At 49.1% G+C, this 19,119-nt stretch carries 17 protein-coding genes; 11 read left to right on the top strand and 6 right to left on the bottom strand.

Annotated features, from left to right (window positions below; all coding sequences use genetic code 11):
• Positions 1 to 34: 34 nt before the first annotated feature.
• From J0A67_RS14375 to acs, 4 genes are all read left to right on the top strand, one after another.
• On the top strand, positions 35 to 787 hold the full coding sequence (locus tag J0A67_RS14375) for a ZIP family metal transporter (RefSeq protein ID WP_206570057.1): 753 nt from the start codon (positions 35 to 37) through the stop codon (positions 785 to 787).
• Positions 788 to 1,026: 239 nt separating this feature from the next.
• Complete coding sequence (locus J0A67_RS14370; RefSeq protein WP_206570056.1) at positions 1,027 to 1,290, top strand: DUF4212 domain-containing protein; 264 nt, start codon at positions 1,027 to 1,029, stop codon at positions 1,288 to 1,290.
• Positions 1,291 to 1,298: 8 nt separating this feature from the next.
• On the top strand, positions 1,299 to 2,984 hold the full coding sequence (locus J0A67_RS14365) for a sodium:solute symporter family protein (protein WP_206570055.1): 1,686 nt from the start codon (positions 1,299 to 1,301) through the stop codon (positions 2,982 to 2,984).
• A gap of 33 nt (positions 2,985 to 3,017) precedes the next feature.
• On the top strand, positions 3,018 to 4,910 hold the full coding sequence (gene acs, locus J0A67_RS14360; protein ID WP_206570054.1) for an acetate--CoA ligase: 1,893 nt from the start codon (positions 3,018 to 3,020) through the stop codon (positions 4,908 to 4,910).
• 34 nt (positions 4,911 to 4,944) lie between these two features.
• Here acs and J0A67_RS14355 read toward each other — a convergent pair whose 3' ends face one another.
• On the bottom strand, positions 4,945 to 5,118 hold the full coding sequence (locus J0A67_RS14355; RefSeq protein WP_206570053.1) for a hypothetical protein: 174 nt from the start codon (positions 5,116 to 5,118) through the stop codon (positions 4,945 to 4,947).
• A 98-nt stretch (positions 5,119 to 5,216) separates the two neighbouring features.
• On the opposite strand from J0A67_RS14355, the gene J0A67_RS14350 reads away from it, so the two are divergent.
• The 4 genes from J0A67_RS14350 to J0A67_RS14335 all read left to right on the top strand — a co-directional run bounded on the left by J0A67_RS14350 (position 5,217) and on the right by J0A67_RS14335 (position 9,684).
• Complete coding sequence (locus J0A67_RS14350; RefSeq protein ID WP_206570052.1) at positions 5,217 to 7,163, top strand: DUF294 nucleotidyltransferase-like domain-containing protein; 1,947 nt, start codon at positions 5,217 to 5,219, stop codon at positions 7,161 to 7,163.
• A complete protein-coding gene (locus tag J0A67_RS14345) occupies positions 7,160 to 7,837 on the top strand; it encodes a 3'-5' exonuclease (protein WP_206570051.1) in 678 nt (225 codons plus the stop codon). The genes J0A67_RS14350 and J0A67_RS14345 overlap by 4 nt, the downstream gene beginning before the upstream one ends.
• A 107-nt stretch (positions 7,838 to 7,944) precedes the next feature.
• Entirely contained in the window at positions 7,945 to 9,183 is a 1,239-nt protein-coding gene (locus J0A67_RS14340; protein ID WP_206570050.1) for a hypothetical protein, read from the top strand.
• Between the two features lie 12 nt (positions 9,184 to 9,195).
• Complete coding sequence (locus J0A67_RS14335; protein WP_206570049.1) at positions 9,196 to 9,684, top strand: HEAT repeat domain-containing protein; 489 nt, start codon at positions 9,196 to 9,198, stop codon at positions 9,682 to 9,684.
• Positions 9,685 to 9,733: 49 nt separating this feature from the next.
• On the opposite strand, the gene J0A67_RS14330 is transcribed toward J0A67_RS14335, so the two are convergent.
• Complete coding sequence (locus J0A67_RS14330) at positions 9,734 to 11,134, bottom strand: DUF4403 family protein (RefSeq protein ID WP_206570048.1); 1,401 nt, start codon at positions 11,132 to 11,134, stop codon at positions 9,734 to 9,736.
• Between the two features lie 74 nt (positions 11,135 to 11,208).
• On the opposite strand from J0A67_RS14330, the gene ytxJ reads away from it, so the two are divergent.
• Together ytxJ and J0A67_RS14320 are read left to right on the top strand one after the other, a co-directional pair.
• Positions 11,209 to 11,544, top strand: a complete 336-nt coding sequence (ytxJ, locus tag J0A67_RS14325; RefSeq protein ID WP_206570047.1) for a bacillithiol system redox-active protein YtxJ — start codon at positions 11,209 to 11,211, stop codon at positions 11,542 to 11,544.
• A gap of 125 nt (positions 11,545 to 11,669) precedes the next feature.
• A complete protein-coding gene (locus tag J0A67_RS14320; RefSeq protein ID WP_206570046.1) occupies positions 11,670 to 14,537 on the top strand; it encodes a TonB-dependent receptor in 2,868 nt (955 codons plus the stop codon).
• A gap of 73 nt (positions 14,538 to 14,610) precedes the next feature.
• Here the strand turns inward: J0A67_RS14320 and J0A67_RS14315 are convergent, their stop codons facing one another.
• Positions 14,611 to 15,171 (bottom strand): fasciclin domain-containing protein, encoded by a 561-nt coding sequence (locus J0A67_RS14315; protein WP_206570045.1) that lies wholly within the window; start codon positions 15,169 to 15,171, stop codon positions 14,611 to 14,613.
• Positions 15,172 to 15,353: 182 nt separating this feature from the next.
• On the opposite strand from J0A67_RS14315, the gene J0A67_RS14310 reads away from it, so the two are divergent.
• Positions 15,354 to 16,382: a phenylalanine--tRNA ligase subunit alpha gene (locus tag J0A67_RS14310; protein WP_206570044.1), complete on the top strand. Its 1,029-nt coding sequence runs from the start codon at positions 15,354 to 15,356 to the stop codon at positions 16,380 to 16,382.
• A 33-nt stretch (positions 16,383 to 16,415) separates the two neighbouring features.
• Here J0A67_RS14310 and J0A67_RS14305 read toward each other — a convergent pair whose 3' ends face one another.
• The 3 genes from J0A67_RS14305 to J0A67_RS14295 form a co-directional block, all read right to left on the bottom strand.
• Positions 16,416 to 17,294 (bottom strand): SMP-30/gluconolactonase/LRE family protein, encoded by an 879-nt coding sequence (locus J0A67_RS14305; protein ID WP_206570043.1) that lies wholly within the window; start codon positions 17,292 to 17,294, stop codon positions 16,416 to 16,418.
• Positions 17,295 to 17,412: 118 nt separating this feature from the next.
• Complete coding sequence (locus J0A67_RS14300) at positions 17,413 to 18,300, bottom strand: sugar phosphate isomerase/epimerase family protein (protein ID WP_206570042.1); 888 nt, start codon at positions 18,298 to 18,300, stop codon at positions 17,413 to 17,415.
• Positions 18,301 to 18,326: 26 nt separating this feature from the next.
• Entirely contained in the window at positions 18,327 to 19,118 is a 792-nt protein-coding gene (locus J0A67_RS14295; RefSeq protein WP_206570041.1) for an SDR family NAD(P)-dependent oxidoreductase, read from the bottom strand.
• Position 19,119: the final 1 nt, after the last annotated feature.

The following is a 19,119-nucleotide window of genomic DNA, read 5'->3' as shown; positions in this document are numbered from 1 at the left end:
CATTTTCGACTAGCCGAAAAGCCGAATTTTGACTATGGGAATAAACTTTCTGATTCTTTTTCTTACTGCGATGATTTCGGGCTCTTTGGTGTTTTTTGCGCCGGCCTTCAAGGATAGATTTTTCAAATTGGCCCTGGTTTTTGCGGGCTCGTACCTTTTTTCCATCACCATTCTTCACATCGTGCCGGAGCTGTTTAGTTCGGGATATAGCAATTCCCGGATGGGCCTCTATATCCTCATTGGCTTTCTCTTGCAGCAGTTGCTGGAGTTTTGGTCATCGGGCATAGAGCACGGCCATATCCACAAGCACCATTCTGAGACTTCCAAAGGCGTGATTACCTTGATGCTGGGTTTGTTTATCCACGCGTTTCTGGAGGGTACACTTTTGTCACATGGCTCAGCCATGCCAGAGACTTCACTGGTCTCGGGACATTCCCACAGCGACAAGACTGTGCTGTTGGGTATCATCATGCACAAGGGGCCGGCCGCTTTTGCTCTGGCTGCGGTGCTCTCGGCTTCATTGAGCAAAAAATGGACACTCGCTCTATTGACTATTTTCGCTTTGGCGTCTCCATTGGGCATGTTCTCCAGCGCTTTTTTTATTAGTCAAGGGGCCCTCTCCAACGAAGGCATCGGACTTCTTTACGGCTTGGTCACGGGTGGATTTCTCCACATCTCCACGACGATTTTCTTTGAGAGCAGTCCCCATCACAAGTTTCAGCTCAACAAGCTCATCGTCACATTCGTGGCGGCGGCATTGGCGATGGCGTCAGAGTACTTTGTGTGATTTCCCACCTTTTAGAAATCCACCAGATTTTTTGTAAGAATCTGTAGCCTTCTGTTCGGTTTTTGAAGAAAAGTGGCAAGACTTTCAAAAATTTTTGGCTTTTAGCAGAAAATGACTTGGATTCTGTCTCCAGAATCAAGTATTTCATTTTTGGATTAAAAAGCAGAAATTTCTATCCTAGAAATGGCATTTTAGCCGCTATTTCACCCGCTTTTTTACCCTCAAACCGCATCGATTTTATGAAGGAAACGCCAAACAGAATGACTTCCTATTGGAAGAAAAATTTGCGCACGCTCATGGTTTTGCTGGTTGTCTGGTTTGTCGTTTCTTTCGGTTTTGGAATCCTTTTGGTAGAGCCCCTAAATCGCTACCACCTCGGGGGATATCCTCTGGGATTCTGGTTTGCCCAGCAGGGCGCGATCTATTCATTCATTATCCTGATTTTCGTCTATGTGCTTCGAATGAACAGACTAGACAGGGAGTTTGACGTTCACGAAGACTGAATTCACCTATGGATATACTTACCTGGACCTATCTTCTTGTCGGACTTTCCTTTGTAGTGTATATCGGGATCGCAATTTGGACGCGAGCCGGCTCCACCCAAGAATTTTATGTGGCGGGAGGGGGAGTATCCCCCTTGGCAAATGGAATGGCAACAGCCGCCGACTGGATGTCGGCCGCTTCGTTTATCTCCATGGCTGGATTGATTTCTTTCTCTGGTTACGATGGCTCGGTATATCTGATGGGGTGGACGGGGGGATACGTACTCTTGGCACTTTTGCTTGCGCCTTATCTCCGAAAGTTCGGGAAATTCACCGTGCCGGATTTTGTGGGAGACCGATACTATTCCAACAAAGCGAGGGTAGTTGCGGTAATATGTGCGCTTTTCATTTCTTTCACCTATGTGGCGGGACAGATGAGAGGTGTGGGAATCGTTTTTTCGCGCTATTTGGAAATTCCGATCGAGTCGGGTGTGATCATCGGAATGTGTATTGTGTTCTTCTATGCGGTGCTTGGAGGAATGAAAGGCATCACATATACGCAGGTCGCCCAATTTTGCGTGCTGATCTTCGCTTACATGGTACCGGCTATCTTCATTTCCATGCAGCTGACCGGCAACGCAATCCCCCAAATTGGTCTTGGCGGGAGTGTGGCCGACGGTACTCCCCTTTTGGAAAAACTTGATGGTGTGCTGTCAGAACTGGGCTTTGCTGAATATACCTCGGGAAGGAAAGGCATGACGGACATGTTTATGATCACTTTGGCCTTGATGGTGGGCACAGCTGGGCTGCCCCATGTGATCGTACGTTTTTTCACGGTTCCAAAAGTGAAAGATGCCCGACTTTCAGCAGGTTATGCCTTGTTTTTCATCGCAATCCTCTACACGACCGCTCCAGCTGTGGCTGCCTTTGGGATTTACAACGCCATCAACTCCACCTCGGAAAAAAACATCTCCGAGCTTCCAGTTTGGATACAAAACTGGCAAAAGACAAATCTCATCTCTGTTGATGACAAGAACGGAGACGGGAAGGTCCAATACCTCGCCGATCCTGATACCAATGAACTCTCCATCGACAAGGACATCATGGTGCTTGCTGGCCCCGAGATCGCCAAGCTGCCAAATTGGGTCGTCGGACTGGTCGCTGCCGGGGCCATGGCTGCAGCACTCTCCACCGCTGCCGGATTGCTTTTGGTGATTTCCACCTCGGTGTCTCGGGATTTGGTCAAAACCTTCAATCCGACAATTTCGGAAAAAAAAGAACTGCTGATTGCCCGGATAGCTGCCGCTGGAGCGGTGATATTTGCTGGATATTTTGGGGTTAATCCTCCGGGTTTTGTAGCCGAAGTTGTCGCCTTTGCCTTTGGCTTGGCAGCTGCCTCTTTTTTCCCGGTAATTATCCTTGGGATTTTCTCAACCCAGACCAACAAGCAGGGAGCGATTGCCGGGATGATTTCTGGTTTGGTTTTCACTATCGGCTACATCGTGTATTTTAAGTTCCTCCATCCTGAGCTCAACACCCCGGAAAATTGGTGGTTTGGAGTCTCGCCCGAGGGAATTGGCTCTTTGGGTATGGTGCTGAATTTCGCCGTATGCTTTGGCATTTCTAAATTTACTCCTGCACCACCTCAGCAGGTACAGGATCTAATCCAGAATATCAGGATTCCCAAGGGCGCAGGCGCTGCCCAAAATCACTAAAAGAAACATTCCCCCTTTATAACCTCCATTACCATGAGTGACCGATTACATACCCTTAGCGGGTACCTTTACGAATACCAGAAAAGCGTTGCCCAGCCCGAAGAATTCTGGGCTAGAATTGCCGATTCATTTCACTGGAGAAAGCGTTGGAGCAGCGTGCTGAAATGGAATTTTGAGAAGCCTGATGTAAAGTGGTTCCTCAATGCGAAATTGAATATTACCGAAAACATTTTTGAGCGCAACTTATACACCATCGGGGATCGTCCCGCTATTATTTGGGAGCCCAACGAGCCGGGAGAGGCCACGCGTACGCTGACCTACAGAGAGCTTTTCGTCGAGGTGTGCCGGTTTTCCAATGCGCTAAAGAGCAAAGGGATCAAAAAAGGCGACCGGGTTATTATTTATATGCCCATGGTGCCAGAGGCTGCCGTAGCAATGCTGGCTTGCGCTCGGATTGGTGCCATCCATTCAGTGGTTTTTGCGGGATTTTCAAGTTCTTCTCTAGCGGACCGTATCATCGACTGCGAAGCAAAGGCTATCCTGACCTCTGATGGAAACTACAGGGGAAGCAAAAAAATCGGAGTGAAATCGGTGGTAGATGAGGCGTTGGAAAAGAGTTCGGTCGAAACCGTGATCGTGTACAAAAGAACCGGTCAAGAAACCAACATGGTTTCAGGAAGGGATTTTTGGTGGCATGAGGTATTGGCGGGTCAATCCGAAATCCATCAAGCCGAAGAAATGGATAGTGAGGATATGCTTTTTATCCTCTACACCTCCGGTTCCACCGGCAAACCCAAAGGAGTAGTCCATACCATTGGCGGCTACATGGTGTATACCAAGTACTCCTTTGACAATGTTTTCCAATATTCCCAAGGGGATGTGTATTGGTGCACGGCTGATATTGGTTGGGTCACTGGACATTCCTACATCGTATATGGTCCCTTGTTGGCCGGAGCTACTACCTTGATGTTTGAGGGAGTGCCAACCTATCCTAGTCCGGGCCGATTTTGGGAAGTCATCGAAAAGCACCAGGTCAATGTGTTCTACACTGCGCCTACCGCGATCCGTGCACTTCAGGCCTTTGGAACTGCTCCAATTCAGGGTAAAGACCTCAGCTCCCTGAAAGTCCTGGGCTCAGTAGGAGAACCTATCAACGAAGAGGCTTGGCATTGGTATCACAACCATATCGGACAGGGACGCTGCCCGATTGTGGATACTTGGTGGCAGACTGAGACTGGGGGAATCATGATTTCACCCTTGGCTGGGATCACGCCAACGAAACCCGCTTACGCAACCTTGCCACTCCCGGGAGTTCAGCTTTGCATCGTAGATGCAGAGGGAAATGAGCTGACGGGCAATTCCGTCGAAGGCAACCTTTGCATCAAGTTCCCATGGCCATCGATGATCCGTACTACCTACGGCGATCATGAGCGATGTAAGCAAACCTACTTCTCGACCTACAAAAACATGTACTTCACAGGCGATGGGGTGAAGCGCGATCACGACGGCTACTATCGCATACTCGGTCGGGTGGATGATGTGATCAACGTTTCAGGACATAGAATGGGTACTGCCGAGGTAGAAAACGCTATCAACGAACATCCTAAAGTCATCGAGTCCGCGGTGGTCGGCTATCCACACGAAGTAAAAGGACAAGGCATCTACGCCTATGTCATTTGCGATATGACCAATAGAACTGAGGACAATCTGATCAATGAGATCAAAGATGCGGTCTCCAAGATCATAGGTCCTATTGCCAAGCCAGATAAGATACAGATCGTCCCGGGTTTGCCAAAAACACGCTCGGGAAAGATCATGCGAAGGATTTTAAGGAAAGTGGCGGAAGGAAGCTTGGATAGTCTCGGAGATACATCGACGCTACTCGATCCAGAAGTGGTCGAAAAGATCATTGCCGGAAGGAAATAGAAAGTGAAAGAGCCGGAGTCCCCGGCTCTTTTTTTTAGTCTTTCGGAGTAGAGTCGTTTTCTTCCGAATCCATCTCTATAGAAGACACAATCGAATCTGGAGAGTCCATTTCCTGTTTGTAGAAATTGTGCACACCAACCATGAAGGCCACGATCAATGCCCAAAGAAGTCGGCGAAATGGCCGGAAAAATTTGAAAAGACCCTTCATTTACAATAGCTTAAGTTTCGATTTGTTCAAATGTTGAGCCGGGAAATTTCCTTGTCATTCTGTCAGTCTATGATTCAGTTTAGCCTTTAGTGATGTAAATGAGCAATGTCATCGTCAAGCGGGTAGCCGAGTTTCTCAAGCGCTTCCCTCCGTTTTCCTTTCTCAGTCCAAGCGAACTCGAACCGGTCGCGCGCTCAGTCGAGATTCAATATCTGGAGTCAGGTGAGACTTTGTTTCGACAGGGAGAGGCGGCGAGACCGCACTTTTTTATCCTGAAGGAGGGGCTTGTCCATTTGGTAGAAGACACGCCAAATGGAGATGAAATCCGCGAAGTCTGCGATGAAGGGGATGTCTTTGGCGTGTTGGCACTACTGGGAAAACGCCCCTATCTTCTCAGCTCCAAAATCATCGAAAACAGTCTCATTTATGCCGTTCCGGTGGAGGTTTTTGAAAAGGTATTGGAGGAAAATAGCCGAGTTGCACTTTTTTTTGCTGCGGGTTTTGCTGCGGGGCAGGTGGTGGTCCGGCAGGATCTTTCCCAAGGACAGAAGGCGAGAAGTTTATTCAGAAATACTACGGGAGACCATTCTCTCCTGATTTTTTCCGACCCAGCGCAAGTCAGGTACTCGGAGAACGTCCTGAAATGTGCTCCCGACACAAGCATAGAAGATGCCGCCCAGCTCATGACGAATTCCCAGGTTAGCAGTATCGTGGTTTGTAGCGGGGAAGACTTCCCGCTGGGCATTTTGACCGACAAGGATCTAAGAAGCAAAGTCGTAGCTTCTGGCTTTTCTCCGAAAAAACCCGTGTCAGAAGTGATGACATCTCCGGTGGTCACGGTGAAAAAGCAGGACGGATTCACGACCATCTACCTTGAGATGATCCGCCGCAGGCTCCACCATTTGGTGTTGACAGAAGACGGCAGCTCAGATAGTCCGGTCTGCGGAATTATCGCCGACCACGACATTTTTCTTTCTATGGGCAACAGCCCTGCAGTCTTGATCCACGGGATGATGAATACCTTGGATGTGCGGGACATGAGGCTGATCCGCGACCGGGCGGAACAAATGCTGCGGTACTACCTCGAAAATGAGATCTCGATGGAATTTGTAGCATCGGTGATGACGGAGATCAACGACGTGATCATCACACAAGCCCTGAAAATTTCCAAAGAAAAACTCAAACCGGACTTTCCCGAAATGGGCGAGACCCGATTCTGTTTTCTTTCGCTGGGTAGCGAGGGAAGGGAGGAGCAGCTTCTGAGGACGGACCTTGACAACGCGATCTTGTACCAAGATGTGCCTCCTGAGCTAGAGACGATAGCCTCCGAATACTTTCAAAAGTTAGGGGAAAATGTGGTTGAAGTGCTTTTGGCCTGTGGTTTTGATCCTTGTCCGGGGAAGATCATGGCCAGCAATCCTGAGTGGGTCCAGCCGCTTTCTGTTTGGAAAAACTACTTTTCCGACTGGATACACCATCCAAGCCCTGAAGCGCTGATGAAGGTTTCGATCTTTTTTGACTACCGGTCGGTAGCCGGATCAAAGTCTCTTGTGGAGGAACTCACTCAGCACGTGTATAAAGAGATAGGGCAAAAGCGGATTTTTCTCAACTTCCTCGCTCAAAATGCACTGAAAAATCCCCCGCCGTTGGGCTTTTTCAAGGATTTTGTCGTGGAGAAATCCGGCGAAAACAGGGATCAGTTTGACATCAAAGCCAGGGCAATGCTTCCCCTGACCGACTTGGCGCGATTGCTCATTTTGAGCCATCAGGTCGTAGGAATCAACAATACCTTCAAGAGATTTGAAAAGCTCTCGGAGCTGGAGCCGAGCAATGCGGAGCTTTTCTCTCAAGCTGGCAAAGCCTACGAAATTCTGATGCGCATGAGGGCCTTGGAGGGGCTTCACCAGCGAAACAACGGACGATATATTAAACCCCAATCTTTGGGGAAAATCCAGCGCCAACTCCTAAAGAATACCTTCTCCCCGATTTCAGAGTTGCAGGAAGTCGTCAATATCCGCTTCCAACTTGACTATTTCAGGCGATGAGTTGGTGGCAGTTTTGGAAACCCAAGCGGGAGAGGCTGGACTTCGTGAGAGAATTTTTTGCCGAAAATGAAGTGGTGATTTCTGGAATTCGATCAATCGAGCATTTGAATTTTACGGTTCTTGACACGGAAACTTCAGGCTTGGATACGACAAAGGACTCCATCCTGTCCTTTGGTGCCGTGAAGATTTCAGAGTCTAGGATCCAAGTTCCCAGCGCAGTGGAATGGTACCCTGCGGCGAAAGGCCATGGAGGTAAGTCGGCACCTATACATGGATTGGTAGGGATACAGAACCAGATTTCGACCGAAGAGTTTTCGCGGCTTCTGTTGAAATATCTTGGTAATTCTATTCTCGTCGGGCATCATCTGGGATTCGATCTGGAGATGATAATCAAATTGCTTAAGCCTTTTGGCGTTGAGAAGTTGCCCAATCCGGTCATCGATACACTGAATCTGGCGATTAGGCTGGAGCACGGGCCTCAGGCTGACCGCAGTAGGATCCAACTGGAAAGCTATAGTTTGGACGCGCTGTGCAGTAGGTATGGAATCGAAACGGACGATAGGCACACTGCAGCAGGAGACGCCTTCCTGACGGCACAGCTGTTGTTGAAACTTTTGAAAAAAAGCCAACAAAAAGGGATCCACGATTTTAAAAATTTGACGAAAAACTACTAGATGAATTAAGGCGTTAGAAATGAAAATATAATTTATCATAGATTGATTTTTAATATATTGTCATTATATTAAGTAAATTTTTTGTTTCACATTTTTACGATAGTCCTATGTCAAAACTCAAAATTGACCCCGCTTTGGTGAGGACAGAGCTGAATCTGGAATTGATTAAGAATATCCAGATTTTTCAGCATCCCATTACCCTGAAATACCAGGCCTTGGGAGGTCCGGGAGGCTGGTTGGGACCAAACACTACTCCGATCAATAAATGTCCGGACGGTGTGGGTTCTTATCAGCATTATGCAAATGGATCGATCTATTACCATCCATCCACAGGTGCCCATGAAGTGCATGGGCTGATTAGGGCTCGCTGGCAGTCTTTGGGCTGGGAGAGGAGCTTTTTGGGTTATCCTCTGACTGACGAATCAGCCTGTCCCGACGGGATTGGCAGATACAATCATTTCCAGGGGGGAAGCATTTACTGGAGCCCGTCCTCCGGAGCTTGGGAAGTTCATGGGGCGATTCGTTCCAAATATTCCAGTTTGGGTTGGGAAAAGAGCTTTCTAGGCTATCCCTTGACCAATGAAAACACAACTCCGGACGGGGTCGGTCGGTACAACCACTTCCAGGGAGGAAGCATCTATTGGACTCCGACCACCGGTGCCCATGAAGTCCATGGACTCATTAGACAGCATTGGGCTTCTATAGGGTGGGAAAAGAGTGTCGTGGGATACCCAACCTCGGACGAACTGGTGGTTTTTGGAGGCACTGGCAGGATTTCCCATTTCCAAAAAGGGAGCATTTATTGGTCGCCTACGGCTGGAGTACGAGTGCTCAGGGAAAGGGTAAGAGTTCATGTGAAAATCCTTGAAAACCCTACCTCTTTTACCCTGAATCAGCAATTTGCTGCAATGCAGGAGGTCTGGGCAGTTTCCGGGATCCGGGTAGATTGGGTCACCACAGAAAATCTGAATCTCCCAACGTTGACCGACGTGGATGTAGGAGGATGCTTCATGGGACAGACTACCGCCGAGCAGAATTCGCTCTTTGGCAACCGAAACTTCATGTCCGGCAATGACCTAGTCGTGTACTATGTACGAAGTACCGTGCCGGGTTACAATGGCTGCGCAGCTCATCCTGCGGGAAGACCGGGCTGCGTCGTAGTCCGATCTGCCAGCAGATGGACTTTGGGACATGAGTTTGGGCATGTGCTGGGACTCAACCATGTGAACAACAATGATCGGCTCATGACAGGAAACGGGACTTTTAACATTACGAACCCTCCTCCGGACCTGACTGCCGCCGAGTCCACGACGATGCGCAATTCGAACCTCAGTACTCCACTTTAAATCCAGACGATCATGGCACAAAAACGAAAATCAGCAGCATCCGGGGAGTTTAACCCAGATGAACTTCTGGCCTTTCTGCGACAGGATGAATTAGACTATCCGGCTGCTGGGCTCAAATTTGGAGAGTCTGCACTTCCATTTCTGAAAGAACTGGTCGGCGGAAGTGACGAAAACCTCGCGATGAAGGCCGCCTATCTTGTCGGCTATATCGAAGGAGACGCTGCGGATCAAATACTGGAAGAAGCAGCCGCCTCTGGATCCGTACCGATTAGGGTAGCCGCTGCTTACGGAGCTCAAAAACGAAGTACAGGCGCTGCCGAAGCGATCCTCAAGCACTCCCTAGATGACAGCAGTCCTTCGGTGGTCAAGTTTGCCTTGCAATCCGCCAAGGCGAGCAAGTTGGGAGCGACCCTCAAATCAAAAATCGACAAGATTTCCAAAAGCTTCCTTGATGATGATATCAAGGGTGTGGCAGTGGATATGATGAAAAAATTAAAATAGTCAATCGTCCAAATCTCCAGGCTGCCCGGCGAAAGTCGGGCAGCTTTCATTATTTCCAATCGACAGCTACGTTTCCTGTGGCTTTCAGCTGTATCTCCAAACCGGTCGCGGAGGGGTAAAATCCATCGGGTACGATCTCCAAGTCTTCAACTTTCAAGTCCCCATAGGGTGTCTGCAGGGCTAGCCTTTCCCGAATTCCGCTTAAGCTTTCTTCCATCACCTCCGCCATTTCGAAGCGCAGCTTTTTGTCGAGCTGCCGGATGATCTTGCCTTTTTTCAGCGAGGCAGCCATTCTTGCTTTTTTGCTGTCGCTTTCCAAATGGAAGTTGGTCTGGTCGAAAATCAGGATTTTTTCTTTTGGCTCGAATATCGGAGAGCCGACCAAAAATAGGCTTCCGTCGATTTTTTTTCCATCGGCTTGCTCTGCGTGGAAGTCCATCCAGATCCCAAGTCTATCCCCAAATGCTTGGGACCGGAAATTACTAGGACGGAAAACGGTAGTCTTGTTGACACGGATAGCTTGGTTTTCGAAGTTTTCGCTTAGCAGCTGATCAATCTCCGAGTAGCTCAAGCGAAGCGGGATGAGGATTTCGAGAAAATTTCCAGTGTTTTTGTTATCGGTTAGCTTGGGTAAGGGGAAAGCCCTACTCGGCATAGCGTCCACAGGATGGGAATTTACTTTCCCGGACAGGCCCAAGTTCAGATCATAGCTTTGGCCCGGTGTGAATTTTTCCGAAAGTTTCACCGAATCGGGCTGGATCGAAAAGGCCATCTTCTTTCCTTCAAATTCCACAAGGACAGGCCTTCCTACTTGGTTCCAAGCCCGATCTATCAGTGGCTTGAGTGGGAGCAAATCGGGATTTGAGGTCAGGTTTTTGGCTGCATACCTTTGGATCTCCTGTTGGATCATTTGCGTTAGATCCAGTTCCATTCCCAAGACGTTTAGGCTCATTTTTCCTCCAAGTTCCTCCACCTCAAATTCAGAAATCCCCAAAGACCAATTGGAGTTGATTCCCGGATCAAATAGCACCACAGGTGCAAAGGAATGGTTAATGGGGACTTTAGACTGAAATAGGTTTCGTAGTCCACCAGGTTTTAAACCTACTTCCCCCTTGACTTGGATCGGAAGGGTGAGCTCTAGTCGCTTTTCGTCCACGGCTTTTACCTTTGCCATGCCGTTTCGGGTAAAAGCCAGATTTCCGATTATCCCATTTCCCATTTCGATTCCTCGGTCGTCGAAAAGCACCAGTGGAATGCGTTGGTTGGCTAGAATCTCCAAGGTCTCGATGGGGATCTCCAGAGGCAAGTTTACCTGCGAATAGGCATCGGGAATCCGCGGAAGCGGGGGATTGGCGTTGGGGTTTAGGCTCTTGCAGGCCGTGATGGCACAAAAAATGATCAAGCCTAGGTAGTCAGATGGAACAAATCGGCGTTTGTTGGTTATTTTCATAGCAAAACCAAGACGGAAATAGGTAATTGATTCCTCCCATGCAACAATTGCCCCAAAAGTAAGCAATCACGACAATGAACTGGAAAAAACTCACTGAATCGACCCAAATAGAGGAAATCAAGGCGCTAAGCACTTCCAAGCCGGTGTTGATTTTCAAGCACAGCACCCGATGTTCAGTCAGCAGCATGTCTCTGGATAGACTGCTGCGCAACTGGAAGACGGAGGATGGGGAGAGGGTAGTACCATACTTTTTGGACCTCATTGCTTTCAGAAGTCTCTCCAACCAGATCGAGGCCGAATTTGGTGTTCCCCATGAGTCACCCCAAGTCATCATCGTCCGAAATGGACGAGCAGTATATGACAACAGCCACTTTGGTATTTCCTATCCGGAGATCATGGCCCAGGTCTGAAAGGCTTGGTATTTTGAAAGGAATTTTAGACCATCCATCCTCTAAAATATCCTTTCCAATTTTATATCGATCCGGATTAAACCGTCGGCTGAATCTTTTGGTCAAAGGTGTGAACTTTGAATTCTATGAAAAAGACATACCTTTTTATCATCCTGATTTTTAGTTTGTTGTGTGGCGCGTCTGTCTACGGGCAGCGCCCGGCCGGACAAAGCCGCCCAGAGCGGAAATTTACCGGGAAAGTGACGGACGGGACATCCAAACTGCCCATGATTGGCGCCAACGTGACAATCAAAACCGTCACCGATTCCCTGCTCAGGGGAACTGTTACCGGGCCAAATGGAGAGTTTGAGATCGCCAGGCCGGCGATTCCAGAGGTAAAGCTTGAAATTTCTTTTTTAGGCTACGCGACGATCACCAAGATTCACAGCTTCCGAGACCCAGTGGAGCTGGGTGAGCTTTTTATTTTGGAGGATACCAAAGTACTAGGAGAAGTAGTCATCGAAGGGCAAGCGCCAGTCGGCGAGCAGCGGGGAGACACCACTTCCTACAACGCGAATGCCTTTAAAACCCAACAAAATGCCCAGGCCGAAGATTTGATCAGAAAGATGCCCGGCATCACGATGCAGGGAGGGCAAATCCAAGCTCAAGGAGAACAGGTGCAGAAGATTCTCGTCGATGGCCGGGAATTTTTTGGCAGTGATCCCAATATTGCGCTGAGAAATCTCCCAGCAGACGCCATCGATAGGGTGGAGGTATTGGATCAGCGCTCGGATCAAAGCCGACTCACCGGATTTGACGACGGCAACTACACCAAGACTATCAACATTATCCTGAGAGAAGACCGTAAAAACGGATCATTTGGAAGAGCCTATGGAGGGTTTGGCACCGATGAACGCTATTCCGCAGGAGGAAGCGTCAATCTATTCAAAGGAGACCAAAGGATTTCCGTTTTGGGCTTGTTCAACAACATCAACCAACAAAACTTCTCCAGCCAAGATCTGGCGGGTTTGTCTGCTAATGCTTCTGGCGGCGGAGGCCGAGGCTTCGGTGGCGGCGGAGGTCGCTGGGGCGGTGGAAACAACAATTTCTACGTCGGAAACTCGGGGGGCATAGTCACGACCAATGCACTTGGATTGAACTATTCGGACAAGTGGGGAGACAAAGTTAATTTCACGGGAAGTTACTTTTTCAACAACACCACCAACACGCTGCAGCAGATCACCAACCGGGAGACCGTGGTCAACGAAGACCTGAGACAGTATTACCAGGAGAACCTCATCAACACGGTGGACAATTACAACCATCGCGCAAATGCAAGAATCGAGGCGGACTTGAATGAAAAGAACTCCATCATCCTGACACCAAACCTTTCTTTCCAAACGAATAAGACATTTAGCGACAGGGATGCCTTGACTTTGGCTAGCACGGGAGACTCGCTATCTGCCTTGAGATCCATCACCGATGCAGAGACCCAAGCTTTCAATATCTCCAACAACCTGACCTACCGCTACAAGTTTGAAAAAAAGGGAAGAACGCTTTCGACTGATATATACACCGCGTGGAGCAACCGGGACCAAAACTCCGATCTCCTTGCCGCCAGTAGGGATTTTAATAGGAACCTGTTGGACACCACGCTTCAGGATACGGACGCTTTGAATGAGGGATTCAACTACCGGATCAACGCGACCCTGACGGAACCGTTGGGGCAAAATTCCATCGGTACACTGGGCTATCAGATCGGAAACAACAAAACGATCGCGGACCAGAAGACCTATATTTTGGACGACGAGCGTAGGCCTGTGCTGGATACCGCTCTTTCCAATGAGTTTGACAACAAGTTCATCACTCAAAGGTTGCGCTCCGGCTATGCCTACAACAAAGAGGGCTATAGTATCAACCTGAACTTGGATTATCAGTTTGCCACTTTGGACAATGAGTCTTTCTTCCCTACAGAGGGAGTTTTTAAAAGGGACTTCAGCAATGTGCTTCCTGGTGCGAGCATCAACTACCGCAACCGTGAGACGGGCTTCAGCTGGAGGTTCCGTTATAGAACGGACACAGACGAACCAAACGTCTCCCAACTTCAGAACGTGGTCAACAACCAAAATCCGCTCAACATGAGTGTAGGTAATCCAAGCCTAGCCCAGAGCTATAACCACAACATTTTCGCCAACATCAGCAAGGTGTACATGGAAAAGTCGAGGACCCTTTTCATGTTTGTGAATTATTCGGCGACCAACAACTACATCGGCAACAATACCTTCATCACTGCCAAGGACACCCTGATCAACGGGGAAATACTATTGCGCTCAGGAGGTCAAATTTCCCAGCCCGTCAACTTGGATGGAAACTGGAGGACCAGTCTCTTCCTAACTTACGGTGCACCGATCAAGAAAATCAAAACCCAGTTTAACACCAATAGCCGGGTAAGCTTCAACCGAACCCCGGGCATGATCAATGGGGACAGGAACCTGAACGACAACCTTGCTCTCAGCCAGGGCTTGACCTTCAGCTCCAACATCAGCAAAAACGTGGACTTTTCCATACAGACCACAGGTACCTACAACATCGTCAACTCCAGCCTGCAACAGGATCTTGACAACAACTACTATCAGCAGGAATCGAATATCCGACTTTACCTCTCGTCGCAAAACGGGAAAGTGTTTGTCGGAAACAACGTCGCCCATACGCTGTACAGCGGACTTTCGGAAGGCTTCGACCAGAACTTCTGGCTTTGGAATATTGAAGGCGGCTACCGTTTTGCCAAAAACAACAAGGCCGAGCTGAAAGTAGTCATCTTTGACCTGCTCAACCAAAACAACAGCATCAGTCGAACCGTGTCGGATGTGTCAGTGACGGACGTATACACCAATGTGCTCACGCGATACGGCATGCTCACCTTCACCTACATCCTTGGCAACTTCAAGCAGTCCGACGAGGAGCCGAGGCAGCCTTGGCAAATGGGGCGGCCTTCAGGGGGAAGAACCTGGTAGGGAAAATGGTCTGGAAACAGAAAGGCCGCTTGGAATCATTCCAGACGGCCTTTTTGGTTAAGGTGATTGTTGCTTACATTTTAGGAAGTACCACGGTATCCACTGAGTGGATTACGCCGTTGGACTGCCATACATCCGCGATGGTGACTTTCGATTGTCCTCCGTTTTCATCCGTGATGTAGAGATCTTTTCCTTTCATCCATGCAGTCAATCTACCCCCCTGCACAGTGGTCAGGGTCGCTTTTCCATCTCCTTTTTTGATTGCAGCTGCAATCTCCTTTGAGCCCATTTTGCCCGCCACAACATGGTAGGTTAGTACCGAGGTCAGCTGACCTTTATTCTCAGGCTTCAAAAGAGTCTCAACAGTTCCTTTTGGAAGCTTGTCAAAGGCTGCGTTGTCGGGGGCAAAGACTGTGAAGGGCCCTTTGCCCTGGAGGGTCTCCACAAGGCCGGCAGCTTTCACTGCAGCCACCAAGGTGGTGTGATCGGCAGAGTTCACTGCGTTTTCCACGATATTTTTGGAGGGATACATTGGAGCACCGCCCACTTCGACGGTCTTTTCCATTTGCGCATAGGCCAGATTGGCTGACAAAAATACGAAGGCTGCAAAAGCCAGTTTCACTAGATTGTTCATGGTTTTTGATTTTTAGAGTTCTTGATGTAAAGTTGAAAGCACTTACGAGGCGGATTTCCGACTTGGATTGAGCTGGAATAAAAAAAATCGAGGAATCGCAGGTTCAGTGTTGACTTCGCCGCTGGCTTTTACCCAAAAAAGCCTAAAAATGGTAGCTTTGTGCCCTGATTAAATCCCAAGCCATGTACCAGGAGAAAGTCGAAGCGATCAAAGCGGCCATTGCAGCGGCCGATGCCACCACCCCGGATCAACTGGAAGCCTACCGAATGGAGTTTATCTCCAAAAAGAGCGTCGTAGGAGAACTGTTCGCAGCGATGGGGAAAATTCCCAACGAGGAAAAAAGAGCATACGGGCAGGTCGTCAACAGTGTGAAGCAGCTGGCCGAGGAAAAATTCCAGGAGCTGATCGAAAAGGTCAACTCGGCAAACAAGAAATCGAAGTCAGCCGATATTGACCTGACCTTGCCTCCGTCCAACTATCCCTTGGGAGGCATCCATCCGCTAACGGCCACTCGTCAGCGCATCATTGAGATCTTTGAGCGAATCGGATTCAACCTTTCCGAAGGTCCTGAAATCGAGGACGACTGGCACAACTTCACTGCGCTCAACTTCCCTGAAAACCACCCGGCCCGTGAGATGCAGGACACGTTTTTCATTGAGAAGAATCCCGATATCGCCCTTCGTACCCATACCTCTTCCGTGCAGGTGCGGGTAATGGAAAACCAAAAGCCTCCTATCCGTACACTGTCACCAGGAAGGGTTTACCGCAATGAAGCCATTTCCGCGCGTGCACATTGTATTTTCCATCAGGTTGAGGGCTTGTATGTCGATGAAAATGTCGGCTTCGCCGATTTGAAAAATACGCTTTATCATTTTGCCAAGGAGATGTTTGGCAAGGAGACCAAGGTGAGATTCAGGCCTTCTTTCTTCCCGTTTACAGAGCCCAGCGCTGAGATCGATATCTCATGTCTGATCTGTGGTGGAAAAGGCTGCAATGTCTGCAAAGGAAGCGGCTGGGTAGAGATCGGAGGCTCAGGTATGGTCGATCCTAACGTGCTGGGAAACTGTGGGATTGACTCCAAAAAATACACGGGCTTTGCCTTTGGTATGGGCATCGAGCGCATCGCGATGTTGAAATACCAGATCAAAGACCTGCGCCTCTTTACCGAGAATGATGTCAGATTCTTAAGGCAATTCAGGCCAATGCTATAGCTTCAAAGGCTGGCCAAGAGGTCAGCCTTTTTGTTATAAGATCGCCACGCTAGTTTTATATCCTGGTACCGTTACCTTCACCAAGAACGCATCTCCACTTTGGGGATATTTTTCCAGTTGTTCCGGAGTAAGGTTTTCCTGGGCAGTCGTGATCAAAAGGATATCGAGATTTTCCCCTCCGAAACAGCAGGAAGTGACATGCGGAACCGGAAGTTCGATTTTCTCCAAAAGTTGCCCAGTTTTTGGATTCCATTGGAACACTCCAGATCCTCCGTAGTGGCCAATCCAGAGCATGCCGTCTCGGTCAATGCACATTCCGTCTGGAAATCCCAACTCCTCCGGCACCTCCACAGCTACCCTTCGAAATTGGATTTGTCCAGACTCCAAGTCAAAGTCAAACTCCCGAACCAGACGGGTCGGTGTATCGATAAAGAAGAATGTTTTTTTGTCCTCAGTCCAGGCCATTCCATTGCTGATCGTGAGATTGGATAGTTGTGCTTTGGGATGCAGATCCCGTCCAACTCGATAGAGTGAACCTGCACCCTCGGTAAAATTGGTACTGAGCGTGCCGATCCATATGCTGCCGACTGGGTCCACTTTTCCGTCATTAAAGCGATGGAGCGGAAGGTCTTCTTCCACCTCACAGAGCCATTCCAATTCTTCGGTTTCCAAGTCGAATCGTGCCAGCCTCCTGTCCAAACCCAATATCAGGCTTCCGTCTTTTCCCTCCAGCACCACGGCCAGTCGATGGGGAAAATTTCGCGTACTCGTGACACCCGTGGCACTGTGGTATTCAAAAAGATTGCCCCTTTCGATATCCACCCAAAAAAAGCTTTGCCGCCCGGAGTGCCAAAGCGGGCCTTCGCCGAGGAAGCACTGGGAAGGAATGGAGGTAAAGTTGGATAGTTTCAAAATGGTAAGGTTTTTTGTCAACGGTCGGCAGTCCACGGACAACGGCCGCTGGTTAATATTCGGGGTTTCTGGTTTTGGTTCAGTATTTTCGGCCGACTGTCGTCTGTTGACCTTGGACTTACTTCCAATACTGCGCGATTTTTTTCTTCAAAAATGCCACGCTACGCTCCAGCTGGTCCATCCCGTCAACGCCATCTTCGATACTGATCCAAGAGTCGAAACCTACTCGCTTCAGCTCGGTAAAGATGGCATCGTAGTCGTTCATCCCTTTTCCGATTTCGCCGTGGCTCAGCCTTTTGGCGTAGCCGACCGCACCGCCTTCTTCTTCTTTTCGGAGATCTTCGATGGTGCCGTACTTCAAAAAACGATCGCTGGCATGCATGGTCACAACGCGCTCGGAGACATCGTAAAGCAGATCCAAAGGGTCTTCGCCAGCGAGAAAAGTATTGCTCGGATCGTAGTTTACTCCGAAGAAGGGATGGTGGATGCTGTCCACCAACTTGGTAAAGATAGCCCGCTTCTGGGCAAATTCCGGATATTCCCAGAAGTCGTCCTTGTAGTGGTTTTCGATGATCAGTGTGATTCCAAGGGATTGTGCGTAAGGAAGGCAGGCCTCGATGCTGTCTTTGGCGAGTTTGATGCCTTCGTCTATGGATAATTCGGGGCGGTATTGACCTGAAAGAACCCTGCAGTATTTTCCGCCCAGCACGTCAGTCATCTCGATCCAGCGCTTTTGTTTTTCGATTTCCTTTTCGCGAAACGCCTTGTCCAAATGGGTAAAATCAGGAGAGCAACACATCATGGGGATGACCATTCCTGCATCTTCAACCATCCTGCGGAAAACAGGCCAGTTCTTTTCGTTTTCCATCTCCAAAAATCCCGCGTACCATTCCAGTCCGTCGATGTTCAATGGGGCCGCCAGTTTGACCCAATCGGCGATTTTCATACTTCCGTCTTTGCAAAGTGCCTGCATAAAGGCCTTTGGGAATGCTGCTAATTTTGGCATTTTATCTTGTGCTGATTTATTTCAACTTATTTGATTGTACTGGTGTCTTTTGGGGCGTTTCGACCGATCATTGGATATTGCTCGAGATCGACGACTTGCCCGCTAATGGGGCCGCTTTCATCGGAAAGCCAGTAGATGGAGGCCGCTGCAATCTCTTCAGGCCAAAGGATTCTTCCGGCGGGGGCGTAGATTGGAGGCAATCCCTCATACCAGGATTCGGACAGTCCATGCTCCTTTTTCCGTTCCCGCTCCCGCTCTGTCAGTACCCATCCGGGATTGATTTGGTTGACGCGAACGCCATGGTCTCGGATGAGCACATCGCCAAGGTTGCGGGTCATAGTCATCAGGCCGCCTTTTGATATGGAGTACGCGAGCAAATTGGGTTCGCCGCTCCAGGCATTGACCGATCCGATGTTGAGCACACAGCCTTTGGTTTTAGCAAGTTGGGGCAAGGCCTCTTGGATCAGCAAAAAGGGAGAGATGGTATTGACGTCGAGGATTTTTTGGAGAAAAGCCCGGTCTGTGTTATTTACGTTGGAGGTGACGACCCATGCCGCATTGTTGACCACTGCATCCAGCTTGCCGAAACTCTTCTCTGCCACGCGAACCAAGTTCGCCGGGCACCTATCGGTGGAGATGTCTTCACAGTGGAAAACGGCGTTTTTTTCGCCTATTTCACCGAGCACCTCCAAACCCAGATCTTCCTCCAGGCCATGGAGAACCACTTTTGCTCCTTCGGCTACACATCGCTTCGCGATGGCTTTGCCGATGCCTGTGGTGCTGCCTGTGACGATAATTACTTTTCCCTTGAGTCGCATG

This window comes from Algoriphagus aestuariicola, assembly GCF_017254835.1.
Lineage (GTDB): Bacteria > Bacteroidota > Bacteroidia > Cytophagales > Cyclobacteriaceae > Algoriphagus > Algoriphagus aestuariicola.
Note: the sequence above shows the minus strand (reverse complement) of the source record. Positions and strands in the feature narration are given on the sequence as shown.

Excerpts from the sequence above, each read along its gene's own strand:
- J0A67_RS14375 (WP_206570057.1), top strand. The coding sequence starts at position 35 with ATGGGAATAAACTTTCTGATTCTTTTTCTTACTGCGATGATTTCGGGC.
- J0A67_RS14370 (WP_206570056.1), top strand. The coding sequence starts at position 1,027 with ATGAAGGAAACGCCAAACAGAATGACTTCCTATTGGAAGAAAAATTTG.
- J0A67_RS14365 (WP_206570055.1), top strand. The coding sequence starts at position 1,299 with ATGGATATACTTACCTGGACCTATCTTCTTGTCGGACTTTCCTTTGTA.
- acs (WP_206570054.1), top strand. The coding sequence starts at position 3,018 with ATGAGTGACCGATTACATACCCTTAGCGGGTACCTTTACGAATACCAG.
- J0A67_RS14355 (WP_206570053.1), bottom strand. The coding sequence starts at position 5,118 with ATGAAGGGTCTTTTCAAATTTTTCCGGCCATTTCGCCGACTTCTTTGG.
- J0A67_RS14350 (WP_206570052.1), top strand. The coding sequence starts at position 5,217 with ATGAGCAATGTCATCGTCAAGCGGGTAGCCGAGTTTCTCAAGCGCTTC.
- J0A67_RS14345 (WP_206570051.1), top strand. The coding sequence starts at position 7,160 with ATGAGTTGGTGGCAGTTTTGGAAACCCAAGCGGGAGAGGCTGGACTTC.
- J0A67_RS14340 (WP_206570050.1), top strand. The coding sequence starts at position 7,945 with ATGTCAAAACTCAAAATTGACCCCGCTTTGGTGAGGACAGAGCTGAAT.
- J0A67_RS14335 (WP_206570049.1), top strand. The coding sequence starts at position 9,196 with ATGGCACAAAAACGAAAATCAGCAGCATCCGGGGAGTTTAACCCAGAT.
- J0A67_RS14330 (WP_206570048.1), bottom strand. The coding sequence starts at position 11,134 with ATGAAAATAACCAACAAACGCCGATTTGTTCCATCTGACTACCTAGGC.
- ytxJ (WP_206570047.1), top strand. The coding sequence starts at position 11,209 with ATGAACTGGAAAAAACTCACTGAATCGACCCAAATAGAGGAAATCAAG.
- J0A67_RS14320 (WP_206570046.1), top strand. The coding sequence starts at position 11,670 with ATGAAAAAGACATACCTTTTTATCATCCTGATTTTTAGTTTGTTGTGT.
- J0A67_RS14315 (WP_206570045.1), bottom strand. The coding sequence starts at position 15,171 with ATGAACAATCTAGTGAAACTGGCTTTTGCAGCCTTCGTATTTTTGTCA.
- J0A67_RS14310 (WP_206570044.1), top strand. The coding sequence starts at position 15,354 with ATGTACCAGGAGAAAGTCGAAGCGATCAAAGCGGCCATTGCAGCGGCC.
- J0A67_RS14300 (WP_206570042.1), bottom strand. The coding sequence starts at position 18,300 with ATGCCAAAATTAGCAGCATTCCCAAAGGCCTTTATGCAGGCACTTTGC.
- J0A67_RS14295 (WP_206570041.1), bottom strand. The coding sequence starts at position 19,118 with ATGCGACTCAAGGGAAAAGTAATTATCGTCACAGGCAGCACCACAGGC.